General features: G+C 46.2%; 25 protein-coding genes and 1 other annotated feature. Of the genes, 11 read left to right on the forward strand and 14 right to left on the reverse strand.

Annotation, left to right across the window (positions count from 1 at the left end):
* Positions 1 to 69: 69 nt before the first annotated feature.
* Positions 70 to 1,359 carry a DUF2515 family protein gene (locus ABEW32_RS05805; RefSeq protein ID WP_430185565.1) on the forward strand — a complete coding sequence of 430 codons (1,290 nt, stop codon included), beginning with the start codon at positions 70 to 72 and terminating at the stop codon, positions 1,357 to 1,359.
* A 17-nt stretch (positions 1,360 to 1,376) separates the two neighbouring features.
* On the opposite strand, the gene ABEW32_RS05810 is transcribed toward ABEW32_RS05805, so the two are convergent.
* The 7 genes from ABEW32_RS05810 to ABEW32_RS05840 form a co-directional block, all read right to left on the reverse strand.
* Positions 1,377 to 3,011 carry a putative polysaccharide biosynthesis protein gene (locus ABEW32_RS05810; protein ID WP_430185567.1) on the reverse strand — a complete coding sequence of 545 codons (1,635 nt, stop codon included), beginning with the start codon at positions 3,009 to 3,011 and terminating at the stop codon, positions 1,377 to 1,379.
* Positions 3,012 to 3,136: 125 nt separating this feature from the next.
* Complete coding sequence (locus ABEW32_RS05815) at positions 3,137 to 3,616, reverse strand: DUF456 domain-containing protein (protein ID WP_430185569.1); 480 nt, start codon at positions 3,614 to 3,616, stop codon at positions 3,137 to 3,139.
* A gap of 49 nt (positions 3,617 to 3,665) precedes the next feature.
* On the reverse strand, positions 3,666 to 4,415 hold the full coding sequence (locus ABEW32_RS05820) for a Cof-type HAD-IIB family hydrolase (RefSeq protein WP_430185571.1): 750 nt from the start codon (positions 4,413 to 4,415) through the stop codon (positions 3,666 to 3,668).
* 82 nt (positions 4,416 to 4,497) lie between these two features.
* Entirely contained in the window at positions 4,498 to 6,576 is a 2,079-nt protein-coding gene (locus ABEW32_RS05825) for a peptidoglycan D,D-transpeptidase FtsI family protein (RefSeq protein WP_430185573.1), read from the reverse strand.
* Between the two features lie 183 nt (positions 6,577 to 6,759).
* Entirely contained in the window at positions 6,760 to 8,844 is a 2,085-nt protein-coding gene (locus ABEW32_RS05830; RefSeq protein WP_430185575.1) for a peptidoglycan D,D-transpeptidase FtsI family protein, read from the reverse strand.
* Between the two features lie 21 nt (positions 8,845 to 8,865).
* Positions 8,866 to 10,011, reverse strand: coding sequence for a transglutaminase domain-containing protein (locus ABEW32_RS05835; protein WP_430185577.1), 1,146 nt, complete (start codon positions 10,009 to 10,011; stop codon positions 8,866 to 8,868).
* Positions 10,012 to 10,028: 17 nt separating this feature from the next.
* A complete protein-coding gene (locus tag ABEW32_RS05840) occupies positions 10,029 to 10,511 on the reverse strand; it encodes a hypothetical protein (RefSeq protein WP_430185578.1) in 483 nt (160 codons plus the stop codon).
* Positions 10,512 to 10,729: 218 nt separating this feature from the next.
* On the opposite strand from ABEW32_RS05840, the gene ABEW32_RS05845 reads away from it, so the two are divergent.
* The 3 genes from ABEW32_RS05845 to ABEW32_RS05855 all read left to right on the forward strand — a co-directional run bounded on the left by ABEW32_RS05845 (position 10,730) and on the right by ABEW32_RS05855 (position 12,652).
* Complete coding sequence (locus ABEW32_RS05845) at positions 10,730 to 11,899, forward strand: MFS transporter (protein WP_430185580.1); 1,170 nt, start codon at positions 10,730 to 10,732, stop codon at positions 11,897 to 11,899.
* Between the two features lie 172 nt (positions 11,900 to 12,071).
* Positions 12,072 to 12,146 (forward strand): YjcZ family sporulation protein, encoded by a 75-nt coding sequence (locus ABEW32_RS05850; RefSeq protein ID WP_430185740.1) that lies wholly within the window; start codon positions 12,072 to 12,074, stop codon positions 12,144 to 12,146.
* A gap of 164 nt (positions 12,147 to 12,310) precedes the next feature.
* Positions 12,311 to 12,652: a toprim domain-containing protein gene (locus tag ABEW32_RS05855; protein ID WP_430185582.1), complete on the forward strand. Its 342-nt coding sequence runs from the start codon at positions 12,311 to 12,313 to the stop codon at positions 12,650 to 12,652.
* Between the two features lie 94 nt (positions 12,653 to 12,746).
* Here ABEW32_RS05855 and cyoE read toward each other — a convergent pair whose 3' ends face one another.
* Positions 12,747 to 13,691: a heme o synthase gene (cyoE, locus tag ABEW32_RS05860; protein WP_430185584.1), complete on the reverse strand. Its 945-nt coding sequence runs from the start codon at positions 13,689 to 13,691 to the stop codon at positions 12,747 to 12,749.
* Positions 13,692 to 13,894: 203 nt separating this feature from the next.
* On the opposite strand from cyoE, the gene ABEW32_RS05865 reads away from it, so the two are divergent.
* On the forward strand, positions 13,895 to 14,878 hold the full coding sequence (locus tag ABEW32_RS05865; protein ID WP_430185586.1) for a metal-dependent hydrolase: 984 nt from the start codon (positions 13,895 to 13,897) through the stop codon (positions 14,876 to 14,878).
* Between the two features lie 248 nt (positions 14,879 to 15,126).
* Here ABEW32_RS05865 and ABEW32_RS05870 read toward each other — a convergent pair whose 3' ends face one another.
* Entirely contained in the window at positions 15,127 to 15,348 is a 222-nt protein-coding gene (locus tag ABEW32_RS05870) for an alpha/beta-type small acid-soluble spore protein (protein ID WP_430185588.1), read from the reverse strand.
* Positions 15,349 to 15,468: 120 nt separating this feature from the next.
* Here ABEW32_RS05870 and ABEW32_RS05875 point away from each other — a divergent pair, with 120 nt between their 5' ends.
* On the forward strand, positions 15,469 to 15,636 hold the full coding sequence (locus ABEW32_RS05875; protein ID WP_016324694.1) for a hypothetical protein: 168 nt from the start codon (positions 15,469 to 15,471) through the stop codon (positions 15,634 to 15,636).
* 31 nt (positions 15,637 to 15,667) lie between these two features.
* Here the strand turns inward: ABEW32_RS05875 and trpS are convergent, their stop codons facing one another.
* Entirely contained in the window at positions 15,668 to 16,657 is a 990-nt protein-coding gene (trpS, locus tag ABEW32_RS05880; protein WP_430185590.1) for a tryptophan--tRNA ligase, read from the reverse strand.
* Between the two features lie 56 nt (positions 16,658 to 16,713).
* Positions 16,714 to 16,975, reverse strand: a binding site (T-box leader).
* 141 nt (positions 16,976 to 17,116) lie between these two features.
* Between trpS and ABEW32_RS05885 the strand changes: the two genes are divergently transcribed.
* On the forward strand, positions 17,117 to 18,082 hold the full coding sequence (locus ABEW32_RS05885; protein ID WP_430185592.1) for an aldose 1-epimerase: 966 nt from the start codon (positions 17,117 to 17,119) through the stop codon (positions 18,080 to 18,082).
* 90 nt (positions 18,083 to 18,172) lie between these two features.
* Positions 18,173 to 18,409: an alpha/beta-type small acid-soluble spore protein gene (locus ABEW32_RS05890; protein WP_430185594.1), complete on the forward strand. Its 237-nt coding sequence runs from the start codon at positions 18,173 to 18,175 to the stop codon at positions 18,407 to 18,409.
* Positions 18,410 to 18,521: 112 nt separating this feature from the next.
* Here ABEW32_RS05890 and ABEW32_RS05895 read toward each other — a convergent pair whose 3' ends face one another.
* Together ABEW32_RS05895 and ABEW32_RS05900 are read right to left on the reverse strand one after the other, a co-directional pair.
* Positions 18,522 to 18,923 carry an O-methyltransferase gene (locus ABEW32_RS05895; protein WP_430185596.1) on the reverse strand — a complete coding sequence of 134 codons (402 nt, stop codon included), beginning with the start codon at positions 18,921 to 18,923 and terminating at the stop codon, positions 18,522 to 18,524.
* 259 nt (positions 18,924 to 19,182) lie between these two features.
* Positions 19,183 to 20,970 carry a M3 family oligoendopeptidase gene (locus ABEW32_RS05900; protein WP_430185598.1) on the reverse strand — a complete coding sequence of 596 codons (1,788 nt, stop codon included), beginning with the start codon at positions 20,968 to 20,970 and terminating at the stop codon, positions 19,183 to 19,185.
* 97 nt (positions 20,971 to 21,067) lie between these two features.
* Between ABEW32_RS05900 and ABEW32_RS05905 the strand changes: the two genes are divergently transcribed.
* Both ABEW32_RS05905 and ABEW32_RS05910 read left to right on the forward strand, forming a co-directional pair.
* Positions 21,068 to 21,238, forward strand: a complete 171-nt coding sequence (locus tag ABEW32_RS05905; protein WP_430185600.1) for a YycC family protein — start codon at positions 21,068 to 21,070, stop codon at positions 21,236 to 21,238.
* The gene (locus tag ABEW32_RS05910) at positions 21,235 to 21,471 is read left to right on the forward strand and encodes a hypothetical protein (protein WP_430185602.1); all 237 of its coding nucleotides are present in this window, start codon (positions 21,235 to 21,237) and stop codon (positions 21,469 to 21,471) included. Before ABEW32_RS05905 ends, ABEW32_RS05910 begins: the two co-directional genes overlap by 4 nt.
* A 65-nt stretch (positions 21,472 to 21,536) precedes the next feature.
* On the opposite strand, the gene ABEW32_RS05915 is transcribed toward ABEW32_RS05910, so the two are convergent.
* Positions 21,537 to 22,268 (reverse strand): DUF2225 domain-containing protein, encoded by a 732-nt coding sequence (locus tag ABEW32_RS05915; protein ID WP_430185604.1) that lies wholly within the window; start codon positions 22,266 to 22,268, stop codon positions 21,537 to 21,539.
* Between the two features lie 21 nt (positions 22,269 to 22,289).
* A complete protein-coding gene (locus ABEW32_RS05920; protein ID WP_013372940.1) occupies positions 22,290 to 22,667 on the reverse strand; it encodes a globin domain-containing protein in 378 nt (125 codons plus the stop codon).
* 411 nt (positions 22,668 to 23,078) lie between these two features.
* Here ABEW32_RS05920 and ylbJ point away from each other — a divergent pair, with 411 nt between their 5' ends.
* Entirely contained in the window at positions 23,079 to 24,377 is a 1,299-nt protein-coding gene (gene ylbJ / locus ABEW32_RS05925; protein WP_430185606.1) for a sporulation integral membrane protein YlbJ, read from the forward strand.
* Positions 24,378 to 24,440: the final 63 nt, after the last annotated feature.

The following is a 24,440-nucleotide window of genomic DNA, read 5'->3' on the forward strand; positions in this document are numbered from 1 at the left end:
CCTAACAGCATACCCAACATACATGGTGGAATACGGGGATGCCTGCACTTGAAAGGAGGTTATTTAGACATGTCTCTCACCGAATGGCTCCATGCCGCATCTCGGCAGCTTCAGGGAGGGCTAAAATTACTGGGTTCCGTTCCGCGTGCTGCAGAAGAGGCATGGGAAGGCAAACGTGCGGCTTGGACCGAATCCCGAAATTTACGCTATCCCTTACGTGATCTACCGTGGGATTATCATTCGGCACAGGCTGCTATGAATGAGGCTGAAGCGTTAATGCTGGTGAACGGTCCCTCTACGCGTCCCTCTTCTCTAAATATGCCCTTATGTGAAACAGACTGTGAGCTGCTGGAGCGGATCAAGAACGATACAGCACACGAGAATCGCAGCAATATTACGCGCACTGCCGCTTACCTCGAATGCTATCGTGGCTACCCTGAATTACACTGGGCATTACTGGCTCATCTGGTTTCTCGTAATGGCGGCTATAATATGACCGATCTGAAGAGTGAGCTCATTGGCGACCTGTTCGGCGAACAGGAAAAGGAGTGGCTGTATCGACTGCTTGAGCGCTGTAACGCCCTTATTTTTCAGGACGCTTATCCACAATTGCAGCTTTACATGCACAGCCGTCATTTGGGACGGAGTTGCTTTCATTTGTTGCCTTATTTTCACGTTTCGCCATTCATGAAGCCCTTTTGGGAACGTTTCTGGGCTTGGCGGGATAGTTCTCTTTTGACGGTAGCGCTCATTATTAATGAACAAAACTATATTGAAGGACGGGTCGTAAAAGATCCGTATTTTCAAAAATTTGTGACACACAAGCCCGGGTTTTATTTACATGACTGGCTCCAGCTCAATCAGGTTATATTTCCACTTGGGTTAAACGATGGACTTGCCGGACTTGTCATGGAGCGTTTCGGACATCTGGACGAGCGGATCGGTTTTGGCAAAAGTCTCTATGCTATGTTATTTGGCCATCAGCAGGTACTGGAGCAGGTAACCACATTTGTTACCAGCGTACCGCATACCGGTTCTCGCAGCGACTATTGGCCCGGCCTGTTCACTCCCAATGAACAAAAAGCGCTGCGCTCTCCAAAAGAGAGTGCAACGCTTTTAGCACATGAATGGCTCCCGTCAGGTCAACGTCTATATAGCCCGGAGCTTAACGCTGTCTGGTCAGATACCGCCTATGATCCGATCCCTCGTTATGATTGGTTTCAGGATGGTTCCACGCTTGGGCATCTCAGTGAACCAAGACGGCCTCTGTTATTCGCCATGCGTCATGAACACCGCCATGGCATTCAAAAAACAGCGATGGCCCATGATGCCCATAACAGCTTGCGGTCCTTTCACTAAACAGATACAGGAAACTTTTAGCCTTGTTGTCCAGTGGATTCACGCTGCAGGCGCATTAACGGACGCAATACCTTCTGCAACATACGTGGATAGTTGCCCAGCTCGTCCCTGCGCAATACACGCAGTACAACCAGCAATACCAAGTAGCATACCAGAACAACCGCTCCGGCAATGCAGCACGCGATTAAGAAGGCTACACGCGCAGGCATCAGATGTACCAGCAAAATGCAGGCTTCATTTACACCGTACCCGATAGCTCCCGAGACTACGACCGCAGTTATGAAGCTTGCCCAGCGACGGCCCATGATCGAAAAGGAAACAATTCCTTTCAGCACGCGCAAATTCAGTAGCGTAATGACGAGAAAACATAATCCGGTTGCGGCAATAATTCCGTAGATTCCAAGCCAACCAGCCAGCAACCAGCTTGCTGCCAACTTCACGACGATACCAACCATGACATTGACCATTGAAATACGCGGCTTGCCCATACCGATCAATATCGAATTAGAGGTCATCATCGTAATCTGGAAGATCGTTCCGAGTGTCAGAACAGCGATAATTCCGCTGCCTCCAAGCGAGCTGAACAGCAGACCATTAATAGAATAAGCAGTTACACATAAGGCCAGTACAATGGGCATACCAGTCAAAATAGAAATACGCAAGGCGAGCGTCATCTGATTTTGTAAATGCTGCTCGTCCTTACGAGCAAAAGCCGCCGAAATAATCGGAATGAGCGATTGGCTGAGTGCAATAGCCAAAATCGGCGGAATGCCTGCCACACTCTGTGCTCTGGAGCCTAGATAACCCAACTGAGTGGTCGCCTGATCCAATCCCACTTGCCCTGACAACAGTCTAACCACAATCGATGTATCAATAAAATTGACCGCCGGAACCGTCAAGGACGACAAAACAATGGGAATAGAGAGCTTGAAAATATCTTTATAAATACGCATCATCGGTAGCGCGGAGCTTTCCTCTTGGAATTGCTCTTGACGATCTTGGCGATCCTGACGGCGCAGTTTCACCGTGTAGTACAACATAACCGCCAAAGCGCCAAGACTTCCCATGACACCCCCAAAGGAGGCACCCGCCGCAACCTCACGATCTCCATAGCCAAGCTTGAGAATAATAAAGGCAAGCAGAATGGCAGTTGCTACCCGTGCGACCTGCTCTACAATTTGCGAAATCCCGCCTGCGGTCATATTACCGCGTCCTTGGAAGTATCCGCGCATCATGGCAATGGCAGGAAACAACAGTAAAGCAGGGGCCAAAGCCTGAATAGCCAGAGCAGACTGTGGAACCCCTGCTACATGCTCAGCAAAATAAGGTGCTCCAAAATACAGCAGCGCGGTAATGATAATACCGGCTACGGCCGCGAATATCAAAGCCGCACGATACACACGTCGCGCTTCCGCAGGCCGATCCAGTGCGTAGCGTTCCGAAACCATTTTGCTCAGTGTGCTGGGAATGCCGGCCGTAGCGACCGTGAGCAGCATCAAATAAGCGTTGTTCGCAATAGTAAATGAGGCGTTCCCGACGGAGCCGAGCAAATGCTCCAATGGAACGCGCTGCACCAGACCCAGCACTCTGGCTACCAAGGCGGCAGCGGCTAAAATAAGCGTACCTTTAAGGAATGTTTCTTTATTGGACAAAATGCGTTCCCTTCTTTCTTGCTGTTCACATGCATGCAAAAGCTCCGCAACAAACAGTCATGGCCTGAGCCATCACCGGTGCGGAGCCGCATGTCGATTCTGTCTCTGCAAATCATAATCTCTGGTTATAACACCCAAATCAAGAATACAATAATCATGGCAAGCTGCAAAATTACTTTCATCACGGTGCTAGTAAATAGGCCTAAGACGGAGCCAAAGCCCACTTTTATAGCTCGATCCAGCGGGGCTTTGCCAATCAGTTCACCCAGCACAGCACCGATAAAGGGTCCCAAAATCAGACCAAATGCTGGAATAACGAAAGGACCAATAATGATTCCCACCGTACTAAGGATCGCTGACAGACGCGAGCCGCCAAATCGCTTGACTCCCCACGCATTGACAGCATAATCCGCAACAAAAAGGGCAACGACAATTAGTGTTTGTATAATCCAAAACCATGCATTGTATGGAGCAAACGAGAAAAACCAGCCGTATACAAAAAATGCAAAATAGATGGCGAGTGCCCCCGGCAGTACGGGATATACCGCTCCCGCCATGCCCACAATGAACAGTACAATGACAACAATCCAGCCTACAACGTCCATGGGCCTCCTCCTTCTCGTCTATTCATTTTGCTTGTGCACCATCATTTTATTACACAAGCACATAATCGCGAATCACTTCTACAATGCCGTCCTCATTATTCGAAGCCACAACCACATTAGCGGCTTCTTTTACCGTATCCTGAGCATTCCCCATCGCTACACCCAGTCCAGCCGCTTGAATCACAGCCAGGTCATTCAAACTGTCACCTACGGCAACTACCTGCTCCATCGTTATATCAAGCAAGTCGCACACTTCAGCGATGCCACTGGCTTTGGATATACCAGCCGGATTAATTTCCAGATTCGTCATCGAGGAATTGGAAATTTCAAGTCCCCCCATATCTTGGAGTTGCAGCAAAATTTGATGACGAATTTCGTCATTTTCCGTATTATATCCGAATTTAAGCCACTCCTGTGTGTCCAATGTGTCCGGCCAACGATCTCTATTGTATAGCTCCTCGGTTGAGTAAGCCCAGAACCATGAGTCTGTCTCTACGGCAATCTGGTGCATTTTGCGAATAAGTTCCTTATCAAGCAAGTAGCGGCGCCACAATTCGTGAGGTGATTTCCACACTTCACTGCCGTTTACGGTTACCATAGGCGTCTCCAGGCCAAGTTGCTGACCGTAAGGCAAAGCATGCATCGCTGCACGTCCGGTGGACAAGCATACATGAATTCCCTCCTGAATCGCCTTGTTAATCCAGTTAATCGTTTCCAGACTTATTTCATGATTATCATTCAGTAAAGTTCCATCCATGTCGAGCGCAAGCAGTTTGTATTTATATTGGTTTTCTCCCATCGTCTCTCTTCCTCCTGTATGTCCCTTATGTCCAACGACATTTTACCATGAAAAAGAGAAGCCCACAAAAGAATTCAAACCCTCAATTTGCTGTCTGAGGCTTTTTGGGAATGCCATCGAGCCCATATACTTCGTCATACGCATCAAATATTTTACGCGCAACGGGTCCCGCGCTCGTCGCACCAAAGCCCCCCTCCGGGATGATAACGGCTACAGCCAACTTCGGATTTTGGCGCGGCGCAAAAGCAATGAACACCCCATTATCTTTAACCGTACGACCCACCACCTGCTGAGAAGTTCCCGTTTTGCGGGCATAATCATAGGGAAATCCGTTAAAGGCTTTAACATCGGTAGCCATGCCGCGAATCACAGTATTCCAGTACGTATCTGAAAAAGCGACCTCATTCAGCACCTCCGGTTTAAACTCACGTACGAGATTCCCCTGATCATCCACAATTTTACTGACTAGATGAGGCTGCATTCGCTTGCCCTTGGTTGCCAGTACAGTCGTATATTGAGCCAGTTGCATCGCTGTATATTTCCCTTGCTGACCAAAGGATGCCTGTACTAAGCGTGTCAGTGCACTTTCATGCTTGCTAGTGTACTCCAGTCTGCCTGCCCACTCGCCGGGCAGATCGACTTCCGTCGGTACGCCTAGTCCAAATTGCTTCATATACTTGTCCCATACATCAATTCCCTGATGCATTCCTGCATTACTTCCGTATTTGGCATACAGTGGCTTGCCGATCATATCGACCATGAACGTATTTGACGAGACCTCAATTGCCCTACTAGGTGTTAGCGAGCCATACACATGTCCGCCTGAATTACCGACCCGGCTGGAACGATTTTTACCATAGTACGCACTCCCCGTATCCTGATAAGTTTGTCCAGGCGAAAATAAATTTTCCTTCAACCCAATCAGCACAGTCAGTGGCTTGATGGTTGAACCCAGCAAAACCGAGGATTCGGGGTGCGGACCTGCTTTTCCGCTAGGCACGGATTTAATCGTTCCGTTCCCCATTTTATGCTGAATATCGTTATATACCGAGGGTGATGCACTTCCTGTTTTCCATACATTCGAGTCATAATCAGGCATACTGGCCATCGCTACGACATGTCCGGTCTCCACCTCCATCGCCACAGCGAAGCCAGTGGTAGCATCCTGATGAAGTTTGCCTGATACGGCATGAGTATGAAGCCAGTGGAGTTGATCCATAATTGCTTGTTCGGTTTTTTGTTGAACTTCCTTGTTGATAGTAGAATACAGATGATGACCTTTCGCTGGAGGCGTAATGGATTCAATGCCTTCCGGCATGCTGCGCGGGTTGACCTCTATCGTCTTATAGCCGTTTTTTCCTCTCAACTCGTCTTGATACTGAAGCTCCAAGCCATCATATCCGACAATTTCGCTTTCCGAATACACCTGTTCCGGTCTTAGGACCTCCGAATTGGCCTCATACAACTCTTTATATTTGGAGCGATTCGCTCGGGCTCCTTTAAATTTGTACATATATCCTATCGTTTGGACTGCGACCCGATCCGGGTCATAATGGCGTACACTTTCTTCGATGACCTCTACACCTGGAAACTCAGCTCGATGCTCCAGAAAATAAGCGATTTCCTTCTGACTTAGGTCAGATTTGACCAAACGCGGGGTAAATCCTCTATATTGAATATAATCGGGGTCGAGACGTTTGATAATTTCCTCTGCATCCAGTTGCTCTCCTTCGGCACGGCCCAGTTCGTTTAATTTGCTAGCAAGCTTGGCAGCAAAAGCATTAAGCTCAGGGAGCAGCTTCTCCCCCGGCTTGCGATCATTTTCCGTACGCTTGCTATAATCCTTAGGCAAGGTTATATACAGAGATTGCATGGGGGTTGAATATGCCAGTTTGATCTTACCTGTGGAGTCATAAATCGTACCGCGATTTGGGGTTAGCGGGACATTTTTCGTATTTATGGATTGCTGCTGCCCCTTCAGCTCCTCCGATTGTATAAACTGCAATACAGCTAGTCTGGTAATGATCAGGGCAAACAGCACAAAAACACTAAAAAACAGTAGGTTGGTCCGAAAAACCGTCCGTTTTTTTCGTGACTCTTCATTCTCTTCATCATTTTTCTTTTTGAATGAAAACTTCTTATCTAAACTTCCTCTGTCCATATTAGCTGGTCATTACTCCTTCCAACAGGGTCTCATATTCCTGATCCTACCATATTCGAAGCAAGAAACGATGAAATTCAAGATTACAATTTTGTAAGAAAACATATAAAAAACACAAAAAAAGCTTCCCTTAGCCCAAAGGCTAAGAGAAGCTTATATAAACAAATATCTGTATAAAAGCAATTATGGCTGTTTGGCTGCATTAGGATCAGTTGTAGCTGCTGTATCCTTTTTCTTAGGTACTCCGTCCAATCCATATACTTCATCGTAAGCATCAAAAATTTTACGTGCTACAGGTCCGGCGCTCCAAGCCCCGAAGCCCCCTTCAGGAATAACAACAGCTACGGCCAGCTTGGGATTTTTGCGTGGTGCAAAAGCAATGAACACCCCGTTATCCTTCAGCTTGCCGCCTACGCTTTGCTGCGATGTACCTGTTTTGCGGGCAAAGTCATAAGGGAAACCATTAAATGCGCTGACGTCTGTAGACATTCCGCGTATTACCTCATTCCAGTAAGCATCTGGGAAGTTCACTTCATTCAACACTTTAGGCTTAATAGTCTGGACTACATTCCCGTTGGTATCTTTAATTTGACTGACCAGATGTGGCTCCATCCGTTTGCCCTTGTTTGCAATCATCGCTGCATACTGAGCAAGTTGCATAGGCGTATATTTACCTTGCTGACCAAAAGAAGCATATGCCAGCTTAGAAAGTGCCGATTCTGATTTACTCTTATACTCAAGCAACCCCCGAAATTCACCTGGTAGATCTACTCCTGTGGCAACGCCTAATCCAAACTCCTTCATATAACGATCCCATACGTTAACGCCTTGGTCTTCTTTAGCATTATTGATGTATTTGTTATATAAACGTTTGCCCACCATATCAACCATAAATGCATTGGAGGAATGCCGAATAGCAGAAGCTGGATCAAGCCCACCGTACACATGACCTGAAGAGTTTCGAACCCGTGACGAATTGTTTCGCCCGAAGTAAGCAGCCCCAGTATCCTGATAGTACGTATTTGTCGTAAAAAGTCCTTCCTCTAGTCCAATAAGAACGGATAGAGGTTTGACCGTCGATCCTAGCAGCACGGTCGAATCTGGATGCTGTCCGCTTTGGCCAGAACCAAAGTTTTTAATAGTACCGTTTTGATAAACATGTTCAATCTTTTGATATTGGTCACTTGAAATAGTGCCATTCTGCCAAATATTCGCATCATAATCCGGCATACTAGCCATCGCAACCACATTTCCTGTATCTACTTCCATCGCTACAGCGAAGCCTGTTTTCGCATAAGGATGTGTACTGCCAGATACTGCGTGTGTATGGAGCCATCTCAATTGATCCGTAATGGCATTTTCAGTCTTCACCTGAATTTCTTTGTTAATCGTAGAATAGACATTATCTCCTTTTTGTGGAGGAGTAACAGAATCTACGCCTTCCGGCATATTGCGCGGGTCAATCGGAACCGTTTTATAACCATTTTTCCCTCGTAACTGCTCTTGATACTGCAGTTCCAGTCCATCAAATCCCACAGATTCATTATCCATATAAATGAGTCCGGGATCATTATCTGCGGAGAGTGATTTCTGAATTTCTTTATATTTAGGCAACGTTTCACGCGCACTTTTGTAGCTTTTAATATAGCCGACTGCTTGAACAGCTACTGTATCAGGATCATAGTGACGTACCGTTTCCTCTACGACATCTACGCCTGGGAACTCGCTTTTATGCTGCATAAAATAGGCAACTTCGTCTTTATTAAGATTCGTTTTAATCAGACGTGGTGTAAAACCGCTAAATCGCTGATAGTTCCGGTCCATAGCGTCCATAATTTGCTCTGCCGTCATTTTCGGCTCATTCTTATCGCCGTATTGAGCAAATCGATTCGCCAGCTTTTGTGTCATATTCTCCAGCTCAGGCAACAGCTTTTTATCTGGATTACGCAACTTCTCCATGCTGTCACTATAGTTCTTGGAGAGCGTGATATACAGTGATTGTACAGGTGTTGAATATGCCAGTCTGTTTTGCCCGGTGGAATCATAAATCGTCCCGCGAATCGGCGTAAGTGGTACATTTTTGGTAACATTACTGGCCTCCTGCTGCTTGAGCTGAGGTCCATCTACAAATTGAAGTATCGCCAGTCTTACAATAATGACCGTAAATATAATGAACGAGCTGAAAAAGAACAGATTGATCCGGAAGCTAAATCTTTTTCGGTCGGATGTCTCATTGTCTTTTCCTTGCTCGTTGTCCATCTTTCTCATGTACCCTTCTCCACTCCTTCTTTAAATCACTTTATCCTTGATATGTGTTTGGGCAAAACCAGGCGGATTAAACCAGTCTCCACTTTGTGCCCAAGTCGGGTCTAACGGTACCCACCGATCCTGTCCGCTCAAATACACCTCATTCCAGGCATGGGACCCGTATCCTCCCTGTCCGTTGTATCCAAGACCTGTTACGACCTTGACCTGTAGTCCCTGCGAACGAGCCATCATTGCGTATAAGCGGGCATAATCAATGCACACTCCTTTACGTGTATCAAACGTATCTTTGGGAGTCTGTTCATGCCAGTCACCACGTTGCTCATAGGCTTCCACCTTACTGTAATCATAGCTAATGCGGGTACCTACCCATTCATATAACGCTCTAGCTTTTTGCTCATCACCACTAACCCCTTCTGTAATCTTGGCCGCTGCCTGACCGATATCGCTCGGAATGTCCCGGTCGATTATCTCGTATTTGCGCTGCATAATACCGTTTAATTCCTTGGTAACAGCCTGCGTAAATACGGGCAGCTTATCCTTAATTAGCGTACCTGACAACGGCTCAATGACCGACTGCGCACCTTGCTTATAGATCGGCGAGGCTTGTACGTAGCTGCTAAACCCGCTGTCCGGGTACAGACTTACGCCTATGAACAGCAGGGCTATGATCATCATGGCGCGAGCTCCACCGATAATAGTACCTATTCCGGCCCCGGCCACCCTGCTGAAAAAGCCAGATTTCTTTTCATGCTCATGGGCATCCGACTTCCCACCTACCACTAATACATAAACGGCACGTAATAAAAACTGGGCAATGGCATAGCTAAGCATGAACAATACGGCGAACCGGAGCAGCGGAAAACCCTCTACCCCGGCCACAAGCGTGTAATAAAATTGCTCAATCCCACTTAGTTTTCGCTGCGGCAAATGCTGCATGTAAGCTGCCAGCCATTGTTGCACTTTCGGTGAAAGCCACATGGCTAACCCAAGCGAGCACAAAATACCCGCCACAGTGAGTATGCCATCTACAATGAGGCTAAACAGCGCGCCTACAGATCTGGAAGCCCCTCGCCTCCATCCCTGTATCAACGACAATAATACGATGGCGATCAGAAACACCGTCACGCCATTCCAATGACGAATAGACTCCAGCCAGGACGGGTTCATTTGTGTTCCTCCTGTCTCTATGGCGACTGTGGCGACTGTGCAGCAGCCAAGTCTTTCGCACTTTCAATATACTTCTTGACGGTGTCGCTCATACTCCATTCGCCCAGCGACATTCCCTGAAACCATACCTTAACCTTGTCCCCCTCAAACGGACCTTTTACTTCCAGATTGGAACTGGTCACTGTAAATGTACCATCTCCGTTGGAGGTGTATTTGGCATTTTGCCCCTCTTTTATCATCATGTTCAAAGCCTCGCTCTGAACCTTGTTAATTGCATCATCCTTTGCCTGAGTCACGACCTTGCCAACCTGTTCAAAGGAAATACCACTGTAGACTAGCAAGCCTGCAATCACAACAATGACGATCAGCCATTTTACGAGAGTTCTTACAATCTTCAATATGACTAACAATAGGACAAGCCCAATCAATATATACAGCCAGTTATCCTGAACGATCTGCCAATTATGTTCCAAAAACTCTGACCAGACGTTCTTATCCATTCGCTACACTCCCGTTTCCAACTACATGATTCAAATTGCAAAGTCTATGTAATTATACATGATTACGCAATGTCCTGTCAGCTTGAGTCTATTACATACCTTGTCATTCAATTCCTGTCCAACAAAGTGGTCTATGTTCGTCCAATTCGGCGTACAACTTAGGAAGGGCCAATACGAAGTAACCTGAAAGTTTACATTAGGGAAAGGGGGTCATTCACATGAAAACAGCCCTCTGGCTGTATCTATTTTTGTTCATTGCCTTTTTCGATCTGCATGCACAATATCCTATTTTGACACCATTCGCAATCTCTCTGGGGGCAGCCCCTACCTTTATCGGTTGGATGATGGGGATTTACTCTCTAACTCACCTGCCTGGTAACTTGATGGCAGGTCCGAAAGTCGACAAACACGGCAGTCGCCGATATATTATGTTCAGCCTGACAGCTGCAGGCCTCATCCTGATCATTCAATCGTACATCCATACGCCGTGGGAATTACTTTTTCTGCGTGCGATTAGTGGTTATGTGCTGGCTTTTTTATCTCCAGCCTGTCTGGCCATGCTGGCGCAGCTGTCTGATCATCCGGTTACGCAGGGCAAATATATGTCGGGGCATGGTGTCGTCCACACATTGGCCTCTGTTCTGTCTCCAGCAGCAGGCGCATTTATTGTAGCCAGCTTCGGCTTTAGCGAGACATTTAGTTCCCTTGGCATCATTCTCGTAATTACGGGGCTTATGGCTTATTTCACCTTACCCAAAAAAGCCCCTGCTCCACAGGCCCAATTATCTGATGGTCACGCGACACCCGCTCCGCTATCGGCAACACAGACGCGGTTACCCTTCAATTGGCGCTATCTGCTTTTACCGTTTGTTTTGGCGTGCGCACAAGGCATTTTATTTTACGAGATCCCATTACGAAATAACGGTTCAGCGTCCATGATGTCTACCGGATTGCTTTTTTCCATCATCAGTTTGGGAGCACTCTGTACACTAAGCTTGCTTTTTCTAAACAAATATTCGCCGATGGTACGGCTACTTTGCGGCATTATTCTGATGTCTTTAAGCTTCTACGCACTCGCCATCACGCCCGAAGCGACAATAGGCATCATCCTGTTTATTTTGGGAACAGCCAAAGGCATTATTTTTCCCGCGCTCGCCTCGCTTTTCATACGTATTGGAGGGTCGCGATTAGGCAAAACATTTGCGCTGCAGTCCATTGCAACGTCTATCGGATCTTTTGCCGGCCCCGTACTCGCTGGTCAGCTTCCAGATCACATTTCTCCTTTTTTTATCGCATTTTTGATTTTGATGACGGGTCTGCTATTCACTCCCGTTCAGCGATTATCTCCTACACCACCACTGCCTGCCTCTGGCCCTTACCATTCCTAGTTACCTCTGAGGGGCTATGCCAAGGTACTACCTTTAATGCCCAAATTGCTGGCTAGGGGGTATACGCACAGTACCGTATGCCCCTACCAACATAGACTAATTTGACTGAACAATTCATTTACAAAGGGAGGTGCAGCCTGTGAGCCACTGTCATCCTGTAAGCCCTTGCCCTATTGGTACTTCAACGGGTACCATTCTTGTTCTTTATGTTCTACTCGTCATCATTCTTCGTACTTGCTGGATCTAATGTCTGATTTACCCTAACATGCTGCTTGTAACCCATGCCTGCCACTTGCGGCAGGCTGTTTTGTTGTTTTTTGCATGAGAACCCCGTTTAGAGCTAAACTATACACATATTCCTTCATTTCCCGGGGAATTTCGAGCACAGGCATCAAGCAAGGGGTGAGCAAAATGACGATAACCGTGATCGTCGAAGGAAAAAACGACCGTAGCAAACTTCGCCGATTACTTGATCCGGAGGTCAACATTTTATGCACCTTCGGCACACTAAACTCTATAAAATTGGAGTCCCTCCGTAAACGGACCAAGCATGACGAAATCTATTTATTTATGGACAACGACAGCTCAGGGAAAAAAATAAGAGGTGTGCTTGCAGACGCCTTTCCAGATGCACTTCATATGTATACACGCAAAGGCTATGCTGGCGTAGAAGGTACTCCGGATGAATATGTGATTGCCCAGCTCGAAAAAGCAGGGTTAGAGGAATACATTGTATACCCTCCTGTTTTTTAGTCCTGCAAATAATAAAAAAAGCTGTCCTCAGGCCAATTTCATGCCTGTTGGACAGCTATATAGTACACCATCATCAATGCTTCTAGGAGTGGTATTAGAATTTATGAACCGTATCAACGATCATCAGCAAGAAGCTGAGTGTCAGATGGTTAATAGAAAAGAAAAATACTTTCTTTGCCCAGGAATCCGTTTCTTCTTCCTTAATCGTAAATCCTTTAAAGGCATAAAATGCCCAAAGCACGGACAATAACACGGACACGATCATAAAAATCATACCGGCATATCCATAAGCGTACATAAGGATGGGTACCGGAATCAGCAGCACAATATAAGGAATCATCTGAATTTTGGTCCGATGGATACCTTTCACGACTGGCAACAATGGAAATCCTGCTGCACGATATTCCTCGACTCTGCGAATGGCAAGTGCCCAGAAGTGAGGTGGCTGCCATAAGAACAGGAGTGCGAATAAAAGCCAAGCGCCCATGTCAATGCGACCCGATGCGGCCACATATCCAATTACCGGAGGCATAGCCCCAGAAATACCGCCAATGGATGTGCTCCATGTAGACGAACGTTTCAACCAGAGTGTATAGATGCCGACGTAGACGATCATACCTAATATGCCCAGTAGTCCTGCCTTCACACCGGAGAAGTAGAACAAAACAGCCAATCCGACGATGCCCAAAATAATAGCGTATGACAACACCGTTGTAGGGGTCAGACGCCCTGTTGGCAACGAGCGATTACGTGTACGCTCCATCTTCAAATCCAGCTCACGATCAAAATAGTTGTTAAACACACAAGAAGAGGCCATAACCAGCATTGTGCCTAAGAGTGTAAGGATTAACTTTATATAGTCAACGTCCCATTGCGATGCTAACCAAAAACCACCAAAGGCTGCAACCAGATTGGTGCGAAGGATGCCTGGCTTCGTTACTGTAATAAAATCCTTCCAAGTGCCCGCCTTGCCGGGTGGTTTAGATTTTACAGAATAGGTAGCCGCATCCGAAGAAGTCTTATAACTAATATTATCCATTGTGAGTAACTCCCCCTTAGAGATGTATGAATTCGGGAGTAAGTTGAACTCCGATATAAATTTTATCATATACCTACCCCAAAAAGTTTGACAGAAAACGCACAAAACGTTCACAATTCAGATGGCAAATCACCCCTACTGATCGTTTACAGTAAATTTGGGTAGTAATAAGTACAGGAAATAATACAAAAGGAGCGACAGAAATGGATACAGCCACACACTTTGTCATGGGAATCGGATTGGCCGGGCTGGCCTACACTGATCCTGTCGTCGCCGGAGATCCAAAGCTGGCCGCAGTCGTACTGCTTGCTACGGTCGTAGGATCACAGGCTCCGGATTTTGACACCTTGCTTCGGTTAAAGAACAATGCAGCCTACATTCGCAATCACCGTGGACTGTCGCATTCTATCCCCTTCTGGTTGATATGGATCTTGTCCATAACGGGACTAATTTGCCTGATCTTCAGGGATGTGCCCCCGGGTCATATAGCATTATGGGTAACGATTGCAGTGTGCCTGCACGTATTCACAGACCTCTTCAATACGTACGGAACACAGGCATTTCGACCGTTTACGAATAAGTGGATATCTTGGAATATTATCCATATATTTGATCCCTTTATTTTTGGCACCCATGTTGCTGCGATAATGTTATGGATTACTGGATTGGTTCCACCAGCTCCTTTATTTATTACGCTGTACGTCATTATTGGCCTGTATTACATTTGGCGAACCTGGAATCACTTTATTACCAGAAAAGCGGTACGTGATATGGACATCAAACGTCAGGAAGGCGACACCTATTATATCATTCCCACCGTATCATGGAACCGGTGGCATGTGGTAAAAGCTCATCAGAATGGAAGCTATGACATTGGCGGATTGAATGGCAAGCAATTATTTTGGACGAAACACGCAATACCTTCCACACATCCAGCCGTAGAAGCATCCAAATCCTTTCGCGATGTGCAAGCATTTCGTTATTTTTCCTCCTTTGCCGTTGCCGAGGTGGAGGAACTGGAATGGGGATATATTGTGCGCTGGGGGGACGTAAGGTATCGGCACCGGAGGCAATATCCATTCGTGGCAGTCGTTGCCATGGATAAGCAATTCGGACTGATCAACAGTTATATTGGATGGCTCAGTGACGAGAAAATGCAGAAGCGCCTTTCCCTGCACACGAATTAAAATATGAAAAGCTAACAATAAGGCGAATAAATGACTAACAGCAAGTCTCCCTTAATCTGGAGCTTGCTGTTTTTTTGAACAAACCCGTAAAAATCACATCTCGTGAAAGCGCCCTCTTGACGAAGCAGACTTGCGTGATTCACAATGGTCGTAAGCATGCGCAAAAAGGTCCGGAGCATGTTCGCTCCGGACTTTCTTCATCACAGCTGCTCATAATACAGCTTCCAAGATGGGAGTGTTTATGTGTATTACTGCATGCGACTGCTGCCCGACAAGGATTGCTCTGCTTGTTGGACCAGCTTTTTCGTGATGTATCCCCCAAGAGAACCTGTTTCGCGGGAAACGACATTACCGAAGTAACCGTCCTGAGGGATGGTGATGCCAAGTTCTTGAGCTGCCTCATATTTTAATTGTTGTAAAGCGGCGTTGGCCTGCGGTACTTGCAGGTTGTTTGAACGACGTCTGCTCATATTTGAATCTCCTTTCAGTTCTTTGTGAGTGAGGTTCATTGCAAGCTTGCAAGATTATTATGGCTCACTTACATCTACTTATTCCTGAAATTCAACATTCGAATGCTGGAGGTTTTTACCATGAGCAAAGGTCTATCCCTATGGTTCGCCGTTTCATCCATTGTCCTGCTGACAGCAGCCGCTATATCCATTAGCTATTCTGCATGGCTTGCTATACTACTCGGGCTTCTATCTGTCGGCAATATCGGCTGGGGCTTCGTAATCAAAGCCCGACAACGCCGCTCTTAAGTCCATTTGTAAAAATATTTTTCAATAGGCTCTAGCGTAGGCGTGGCAAAAAGCCCATGCGCTCTTTGACCGCAGACAGCGTGACTTCAGCAGCTTCTTGAGCACGCTCTGCGGATTGGGCCAAAATATGTCCAATCTCACCGGATTCCCGGATATCGCGATAGCGCTGCTGAATCGGTTCAAGCATAGCAACAACCGTCTCTGCCAATTCTTTTTTAAATGTTCCGTACATTTGGCCTTCATAACGATCCTGCACTTCTTGAAGCGACAAGCCGGAACACTGGCTGTAAATGCCCATTAGATTACTAATTTCCGGTTTATTGGCCGGATCATATTTAACTTCACTGCCCGAATCGGTAGTAGCACGGCTGATTTTTTTCCGTATAACTTTCGGATCGTCCAGCAGCGCAATAAAGCTACCTGCATTCGGATTGCTCTTGCTCATTTTTTTGGATGCATCATCCAAGGACATAATTCTCGCCCCTACTTCAGGGATATACGGCTCGGGAATCGTAAAATAATCTCCATAACGATGATTAAAACGGCCCGCCAAATCACGTGTCAGCTCCAGATGCTGTTTTTGGTCATCGCCTACTGGGACAAGATCCGCATTGTAGAGCAGAATGTCCGCTGCCATCAACGACGGATATACGAACAGCCCTGCTCCTACGGAATCCTTGCCAGCCGCTTTATCCTTAAACTGAGTCATACGCTCCAGCTCGCCCATATTTGTCAGTGTCGTCATCAACCATCCCAGCTCAGCGTGCTGAGGAACATGGGATTGTAAAAAGATGTTGGATTTCTCTGGGTTAATACCCGCTGCGATAAATAATGCCGCTACTGCCTCCGATTGCTCACGTAATTGAGCTGGTTCCTGCGGTACAGTAATCGCATGAAGGTCTACGACCATAAAGTAACATTGATGATCCTCCTGCAATTTGACAAAGTTTTTCATTGCGCCAATGTAATTACCCAAAGTAAGTTGTCCACTAGGCTGAATACCTGAAAGTACGGTTTTCATCTTCTTCTTCCTCCGTTTAATTCAATATTTTTAGAACGCAAAAAGGCCCCGCATCCTCAAGGGACGCGAGACCGTGGTACCACCCTTATTCATTGCCGCCAACCATTTATTAGCTATCGGAGCTATCCCCCGTGGCCGCCTGCAATCTTAAAGCTCCGTTAACGAGGAGCAGTCGGCCGTCATACTGAGGAAAGTAAAATCCTGTTCTGTGCGGCACTCCGAGGTCCATTCAGCAGTGCAGGCTCACCGGTTCTCATCTACCACCGGCTTTCTGAAGAGCTTATACAAAAGCTTACTTGTCCTCATCATCGCGTTATCGATGTCATTTCTTTCTAAGCTACGTTAATGATAATTCCGCATACTATTATTGTCAAATGACGATTGTGCCATACGCCCAAAAATCTGTTATCATAATGACACGAAGCTTCAACCGATTATAGTGGACAAAGGAGCATGGATATGAAACAAGTGACCAAAGAACACTGGAACGGTTACGACACGTATGTTTTACATAGTGGTGAATTGGAAGTTACAATGATCCCTCGTCTCGGGAATAATATTATCTCCGTGCGTGATCTGAAGCTGAACCGGGATATCGTACGTCGGCCTGGCGAGGAAGAATTGGCATTTTATTTACAAAAGCCATACCATTTTGGCTTACCTATTCTGATTCCTCCAGGCCGAATTCGCAAAGGACAATTTGAATTTGATGGTGTCCCCTATCAATTCGACCGAAATACAGCCAACGACAATCATATACACGGTCTGCACCGCAATCAATCCTGGTGTTGCAGCGATATTGAAGAGGATGAAGAAGGCTGCAGTGTAACAACTGAGCTTCTGACAGAAAGCGATCCGCACTGGATGGAACAATATCCCATTCCTTTGCGGCTGGAAATGACATATCGTTTGCAGGGCACCGTATTAAGCCAAACGCTGCGTGTCACAAATCTAGGTGAAAAAACTGCACCATTCGGCTTGGGATACCACACTTGGTTTATGGTGGATGGAGAGCCTGAGCGTTGGCGCTTGAAGCTGCCGGTGAATGGAATATACGAGCAAGATGCTGAGCAGTTGCCTACAGGTGTTGTTACTTCTTTAGATCATTTGGAGCAGCTCTCCTCGGGTCTATCCCTGAAAGGTACAAATTTAGATACTTTATTGCGAGCAACGGAAGGCCCTGCTGAAGCTGTCTTGACGCGCGATGACGGCTATCAAATCCGCTACACAGCAGATGAGCAATACTTTAAATATTGGGTGCTATATACCAAAGGGGAATGTGATCAGTACCTTTGCATTGAGCCTTATACTTGGCTGTCCAATGCTCCCAATTTACCTGATCCAGTCGCAGATGGTGGGTTGATCCGTCTGGAACCTCAACAATCCATTGACCTCAAAACTCAGATTCATATCCTATATCCGTAATTTTCCTATAGTCACTTTTCTTCCTTCGGCGCATATTTTCATATCTCTGTCGCATACTAACCTCATCACAGCCGAAGGAGGTGACTACACATGTATGAAGCCAATCAAGGCAGAGGACGTCGTAGCAATACTCTGGTCGTTCCTCAAGCCACTAATGCATTGCAACAATTGAAATATGAAGCTGCGCAAGAACTAGGCATCACCATTCCGGCAGACGGTTACTATGGTGATATGCCGTCCCGTGAAGCTGGTTCTTTGGGAGGCTATATCACTAAACGCTTAGTACAGCTGGCCGAACAGCAATTATCAGGTCGTTCAGGTCAATAAGCATCATTATTCCACATGAGCATTCCGTTATCGTAATTTACCAAAATACGTTATAACGGTCTATAACAAAGGCGGTCTTCATTAGAAGACCGCCTTTTCTTTGCTTTTTTAACTATTCAGATTTTGCCGCGCGATATGTAGGCTTGTTATAGCGGATCATGAGATTCGCCATGTTGTAGTTGGACTCTAATGTTGCATCTACCAAGATCGTCCCTTGTCTGATGGCAAAATCGAAAGCAATCTCACCATGAGTCCAGCTACGCTTGTGATTTAGCGTTTCCAGGGCCATGCGCCGAAACTCTTCCCGATGCTGTGCAGATAAGCCTGGTTCTACTGCTGCAAAGGTGCCACCTTTACCTGCAATTGGATTATGCCGAATCCCAAATTTCCCAACTACATTGTTTCGTATTTGCACAAATACGATGCCTGACGATAAACCCGCCAGTTCATGATCCAATTCTTTAAAAACAATATCCATCTGCCTTGCTAACGACAATTGACCCACTTCATCCATCAAAAAACCCTCCTATATACCTTGTATAAAAATATTTAATAGGTCTTACGGCTCAATTATATGCGAAGGTTTTTAAGCTTACAATCAAAATCAACATAATTGGGTATTTATAACTATTTTCTAAGTATATCCATCATTTTAAATTTCGCTAACAGGTAGTATCAATTACATATCGACATTTTGCGACTTTATTCATCAACCTCTGCAAAAAATACAAAAAAGGCCCCCCTTACAGGAGACCCTTTACAATATAACTTTATTATTTTGTCATTTGCAAAAATTGCTCAATATCCTGAACAGTAACTTGCGCAGCATTACGCCAGAAGTCCGCTTGTGTTAAATCGGTACCCAAGTGCTTGGAGGCCAGTTCTTCTACTGTCATGCGACCTGTATCACGCAGCAAAGCATCATATTGATCGGCAAAGCCATCCGGATTTTTCTTCGCAAAAGCGTAAATCCCTGCACTAAACATATAACCGAATGTGTATGGGAAGTTGTAGAAAGGAGTTTCCGTAATATAGAAGTGCAGCTTGGAAGCCCAAAAATGAGGATGAGCCTCATCCAGAACCCCACAAAACGCTTCACGTTGCGCTTCTTCCATCAACTCGCTTAACTGCTGTGCTCCTACAACACCTTTTTTCCGCAGCTCGTAAAAGCGGGTTTCAAACAGGAAGCGAGCATGAATGTTCATAAAGAAGGCTACACCACGTTGAATTTTATCCTCCAACAAAGCTACCTTCTCCTGCCCCTCAGCAGCTTCCAGCAAAGCATCTGATACGATAAGTTCTGCCAGCGTCGATGCCGTCTCAGCCACGTTCATAGCATAATTTTGATTCAATGAATGTAACTCATTCATCACATGCTGATGATAACCGTGTCCGAGCTCATGGGCCAGTGTCGAAACGTTGGACGGTGATCCGGCATAGGTCATAAAAATGCGGGTCTCTTTGCTTAGACGCAGAGATGTACAAAACCCACCCGGACGTTTGCCTGGACGATCCTCTGCTTCGATCCAGCTTTTCTCAAAAGCCATTTGGGCAAAATCCGCCATTCTCGAACTAAATTTACCAAATTGCTCAACAATCGTTACGGCTGCATCGTCGTAAGGGATTTTAGTAGTCGATGCTCCCAGCGGAGCTTCAATGTCATGCCAGGACAGCTTTTCTAAGCCCAGCAACTTCGCTTTCCGTTCCAAATATTTAACTACAATAGGCTTGGTTTCATTAATCACTTGCCACATCGTATCCAACGTTTGGGCTGACATACGGCTAATTTCCAGCGGTTCCTTAAGCACGTCTGTCCAGCCTCGTTTTTCATATAGTTTGAGACGGAAGCCTGCCAGATGATTCAGTGTATCGGCACAATAGTCCTCTACCTGAGTCCATGCCTCTTCCCAACGTGCAAATACATCTTTACGGACGCTGCGATCTGCTTCGTCCAGCTTATTAGCTGCCTGACCTACAGACAAGTGGACAATCTCACCATTTTCAGGCACAGGGATCGTCATATTTTTGACAATGGTATCATAAAAGTCACCCCAGCCATGGTATCCATCCACTGCCAAATCCAATGCAAGGCTCTCCAGCTCAGGAGCCATTTTTTCACGCGCTTCGTTCCGATATTCAGTCAGAACAAAAGAAATCGGCTTGATCGCTTCACGCTCCATCCACTTTTGCCAAACGTCTTCATTAGTTTGTGCCAGCAAGTTTTGGAAAGCGACTAAAGCACTTTTCCCTTGGGCATACAAAGAATTGACACGCGCCCCCAGTTGAACAGCCAACTTGTCATGCTGATTTTGAGCAGTTAGACAAGATACAAAGGAACCCGCCTGCGATGCTCCATTAAACAGCTCCTGTATGCTATTCAGAACACTATCCAGGCGCTCAGTATCCAACACCGTTTGTGGCACTTTGGCTACTTTAAGCTGAGATTGCAGCTGTTGGACCTTGCTCTCCAGTTCTTCTAAAAATGCATGAAAAGAGGCAGAGGAGGAGCCTCCGCTAAAAATGGATTCCAGATCCCATGTTTGCTTTAACGGTGTTTTCATAATAGTTCCACCTTTCTTTTTTGGCGAATTCATGTGGTTTCATATACAATAAAGCTACATCGTGATGGTGCAATCATTACAATTAGGAGGAAACAGGATGAGACCCTTACAAATTTCGCCGGAAACGGCTGTGAAATTATCCGAAAAACTCGGCATTCCGCTGGAACACCTTATGCATACACCCCAGCACATTTTGATGCAAAAGCTGGCCGAACTGGCTAAAGAAGATACCGCTAACCCGGACGGCGGAGAATCGGACAAATCATGATTCCTTTTGATAAAACCTGGCCTTATGACATTGTCATGGGAGACGTTTATGTACAGTCTTGTCCGTTTTGCAACCATGATAACGTTTTGCTGCCCCTGAAGCCCAAAGAGCTTAAGCTCATTCATGAAGGCATGAAAAAGCTGCTTGTGTTTCCATGCTGCCATAACAAGATTACTTTGGTAGATTGTGACGACGATTATTTGCTGTCAGATACCACATTGCGCCATCATTAATCCGTTTTACAAACAAGGTGTGAACCATGAGCCTAGATTTGGTCATAGTGCACACCTTTATTTCTTCAAGAGGAGCTTGCGTCTTGCATTTCCTCAGGTAACTGGAAGTTTTTTGCCAGCATTTGTTCGCGTAGGACAGACCACTGTTCACGGGAAGCTCTAATCATCGCCGCATCCATAATTTTCTTGTCATTAATGACACGCGAAAACCAGCGCACTGCTTCGTTAAAGTTACCCGTACGTCGATGCAGTTCACCAATCAGGTATAGCAGCTTGGCATTATTCGCACCAACACCCTCCAGCTCATAGACTCGAACGTAAGAATCCAAGCTAAATTTGAGAAAGCGAAGCTCCTGCTCCTCATTTCCCTGGTATCTGTACATCCATGCAATATGCTGCAATAGACTGGCTACTACGCGTTCCTTTTCTCCGATGACCTGTGCACAAAGTAAACCCAATTTGTATGTTTCTAACGCCTCTTCCCAGCTACGATGCCCACCATATTCGCGGGGCTGCCAGCGATTACCGATTTTATCCTTAAATAGCTTGGTTTGCTGATCGCTTAACTGAACAGTAGAGTGCTCTGTCGAGGTAAATCCACAATGAGGACAGACCCGTACGACATAAAAATCCGGATTTTCGTTCTTATAATAAGCACAAAAATCTGAATCGGTACGAATAGCCTTCTTTAGGCTTGGTCTGACACGGGATGTCTGAAATTCTTGTTCGCACTGCGGACAGGCGATTTTGATCTGGTATAACGGTTCAAGTTCCAATGTTTTTACAACCCTCTCCAAAATTCGGCAATCCCCGAAAGCTTACGGGGTATTTACAAAATGATGCGCAGGACCGGACAAACGACTAAGTATGATTGAACGAAGCGGCTCTTCAATTCCCGTATCCGTTAACGCATCTGCCATACAAGACAACCATGCCTCTGCTCGCTCCTCCGTCACGGGAAACTTCATATGTCTTGCACGTAACATCGGATGACCATATGCATCAGAAAAGAGGGATGGCCCTCCAAAAAACTGGCTCAGGAACATAAACTGCTTTTCCTTTACCGGCTCCATGTCTTTAGGAAACAGGGGACTTAACAACGGATCTTTATAAACTCTCGGGTAGAAGGCCTCAATAATAGCACGAATACCTTCCGCACCCCCAAGGTTATCATAAATGCTCAGGCTAGGATTCACTTTTCCTCCAACTTTCTGTGCTATGGTAATAAATATACACTCGTATTATAACAAAAAACAAAAAATGACGCTAAAAATAAGCGTCATTTTATCAATTTAACATATGAAGAGGCTTGCTTCGCTGCACAGAGCTTCGTCATTTCATAAATACAGCTAATAACTCCGCCAATCCTCTTCACCGGGATGGACGAGAGAGGCACGAATTACATACACAAAAGCACATACAAACAGACCGGCAACGATACTCATCCTGATCACTCCATCCTTAAGGTTATGGAATCGTTGTTTTCTTATTTTAACATACTCTTTACAAAAAAACAGCATTCCATGTAATCGTTTTCTTTACTTTTTTGTACTCTTTGTCCATCCCCGACATAGGTATAATAGTACAACTCCAAAGGAGGGGCCTCTATGTCGATGTACCGCCGTTACTCGCTTCCTTTGCTCATTCTTATGCTGTTATTCCTATTCGTGCTTATGGCTGCGTATCCGCAATCTTCTCTGAATGCCGGACTTCGCGGTCTTGCCATCTGGTGGGATGTGCTATTCCCGTCTTTATTCCCATTTTTCGTTATTTCCGAGCTTCTTCTCGGTTTCGGAATTGTTCATTTCATAGGTGCGCTACTGGACCCGCTGATGCAGCCTCTATTTCGTGTACCTGGCTGCGGAGGGTTTGTCGCTGCGGTCAGCTGTGCATCCGGTTACCCTATAGGGGCCAAATTAACCGCTAAGCTGTGGGAGCAAAAATGGATCACACGCATTGAAGGCGAACGTCTAGTCGCGTTTACAACTTCCTCTGATCCGATATTTCTGATTGGTGCCGTTTCTGTTGGCTTCTTCCATCAACCCGAAATTGCACTCGTACTGGGAGCGGCCCACTACGGTGGCGTACTCATCATCGGACTACTCATGCGCTTTCACGGTTCCCGTTCAGAAAAAAACGATATTCGCAGCGAACGCTCTCTACCTCCCCAAAAGGCCTGGTCGAAGTCAGATAGCACCATAACAGCAGCTCGCAATAAGCAGTCTGGACCATTCGTCCAAGCGTTATATGCCATGCATACAGCACGTGTGGAAGACGGCCGCCCGTTGGGTGAGTTGCTTCGTCAGGCGATTGTTTCCTCCCTACGCCTTATTATTGTCGTAGGAGGGCTGGTTGTATTCTTCTGCGTCATTTTAGAAGCTTTGACGAACTCTGGCTTAATGAGCGGGCTTCATCTGCTTACAGCAAGCCTTTTGGCTGCATGTGGGCTTCCTCCTGCACTAACAGAGTCCATCGTTGGTGGTATTTTTGAGGTCACTTTAGGCGCGCAGGCTGCGGGTGAAGCCGCAGTAGCGGCATTACCGTTCAAGGTAGCCGCAGCAGCTTTTGTTCTCTCCTGGGGCGGACTATCGGTTCATGCACAGGTTGCAAGTATTTTAAATATGACGAATCTCCGCTATATGCCATTTTTACTGGCCCGGGCTGCACATGGGATCATCTCCGCATTGCTCGCTCTCGTGTTATGGCGTCCGTTAATGGGACAGGGAAGCTCTCCGGTCTTTTCTCCGGTACACGATATCGCATGGTCCCCTGGCTTCTCGTCTGTCATGCTGCTGCAAAGTCTGCTACTTCTTGCCTGTATGCTGGGCGGAATGCTGGCTCTCTCCGGGTTAAGCGTGGGTACAAGTCGCTTATTCGTACGATTGAGAGGAACACACCGGCAATGAACGATTGTGTTCTTGCTCATAATTGATTATGATCGATATATACCCATGACAAAGGAGCTTTTC

Origin of the sequence: Paenibacillus jamilae, from assembly GCF_050482105.1 — a bacterium.
Classification (GTDB): Bacteria; Bacillota; Bacilli; order Paenibacillales; family Paenibacillaceae; genus Paenibacillus; species Paenibacillus jamilae_B.

Coding starts and splice junctions, on each gene's coding strand:
- cyoE (WP_430185584.1), bottom strand. CDS start 13,691: ATGGATAATATTAGTTATAAGACTTCTTCGGATGCGGCTACCTATTCT.
- ABEW32_RS05845 (WP_430185580.1), top strand. CDS start 10,730: ATGAAAACAGCCCTCTGGCTGTATCTATTTTTGTTCATTGCCTTTTTC.
- ABEW32_RS05895 (WP_430185596.1), bottom strand. CDS start 18,923: ATGGATGAAGTGGGTCAATTGTCGTTAGCAAGGCAGATGGATATTGTT.
- ABEW32_RS05875 (WP_016324694.1), top strand. CDS start 15,469: ATGAGCAAAGGTCTATCCCTATGGTTCGCCGTTTCATCCATTGTCCTG.
- ylbJ (WP_430185606.1), top strand. CDS start 23,079: ATGTCGATGTACCGCCGTTACTCGCTTCCTTTGCTCATTCTTATGCTG.
- ABEW32_RS05910 (WP_430185602.1), top strand. CDS start 21,235: ATGATTCCTTTTGATAAAACCTGGCCTTATGACATTGTCATGGGAGAC.
- ABEW32_RS05885 (WP_430185592.1), top strand. CDS start 17,117: ATGAAACAAGTGACCAAAGAACACTGGAACGGTTACGACACGTATGTT.
- ABEW32_RS05805 (WP_430185565.1), top strand. CDS start 70: ATGTCTCTCACCGAATGGCTCCATGCCGCATCTCGGCAGCTTCAGGGA.
- ABEW32_RS05840 (WP_430185578.1), bottom strand. CDS start 10,511: ATGGATAAGAACGTCTGGTCAGAGTTTTTGGAACATAATTGGCAGATC.
- ABEW32_RS05830 (WP_430185575.1), bottom strand. CDS start 8,844: ATGAGAAAGATGGACAACGAGCAAGGAAAAGACAATGAGACATCCGAC.
- ABEW32_RS05855 (WP_430185582.1), top strand. CDS start 12,311: ATGACGATAACCGTGATCGTCGAAGGAAAAAACGACCGTAGCAAACTT.
- ABEW32_RS05865 (WP_430185586.1), top strand. CDS start 13,895: ATGGATACAGCCACACACTTTGTCATGGGAATCGGATTGGCCGGGCTG.
- ABEW32_RS05890 (WP_430185594.1), top strand. CDS start 18,173: ATGTATGAAGCCAATCAAGGCAGAGGACGTCGTAGCAATACTCTGGTC.
- trpS (WP_430185590.1), bottom strand. CDS start 16,657: ATGAAAACCGTACTTTCAGGTATTCAGCCTAGTGGACAACTTACTTTG.
- ABEW32_RS05870 (WP_430185588.1), bottom strand. CDS start 15,348: ATGAGCAGACGTCGTTCAAACAACCTGCAAGTACCGCAGGCCAACGCC.
- ABEW32_RS05825 (WP_430185573.1), bottom strand. CDS start 6,576: ATGGACAGAGGAAGTTTAGATAAGAAGTTTTCATTCAAAAAGAAAAAT.
- ABEW32_RS05820 (WP_430185571.1), bottom strand. CDS start 4,415: ATGGGAGAAAACCAATATAAATACAAACTGCTTGCGCTCGACATGGAT.
- ABEW32_RS05900 (WP_430185598.1), bottom strand. CDS start 20,970: ATGAAAACACCGTTAAAGCAAACATGGGATCTGGAATCCATTTTTAGC.
- ABEW32_RS05815 (WP_430185569.1), bottom strand. CDS start 3,616: ATGGACGTTGTAGGCTGGATTGTTGTCATTGTACTGTTCATTGTGGGC.
- ABEW32_RS05835 (WP_430185577.1), bottom strand. CDS start 10,011: ATGAACCCGTCCTGGCTGGAGTCTATTCGTCATTGGAATGGCGTGACG.
- ABEW32_RS05905 (WP_430185600.1), top strand. CDS start 21,068: ATGAGACCCTTACAAATTTCGCCGGAAACGGCTGTGAAATTATCCGAA.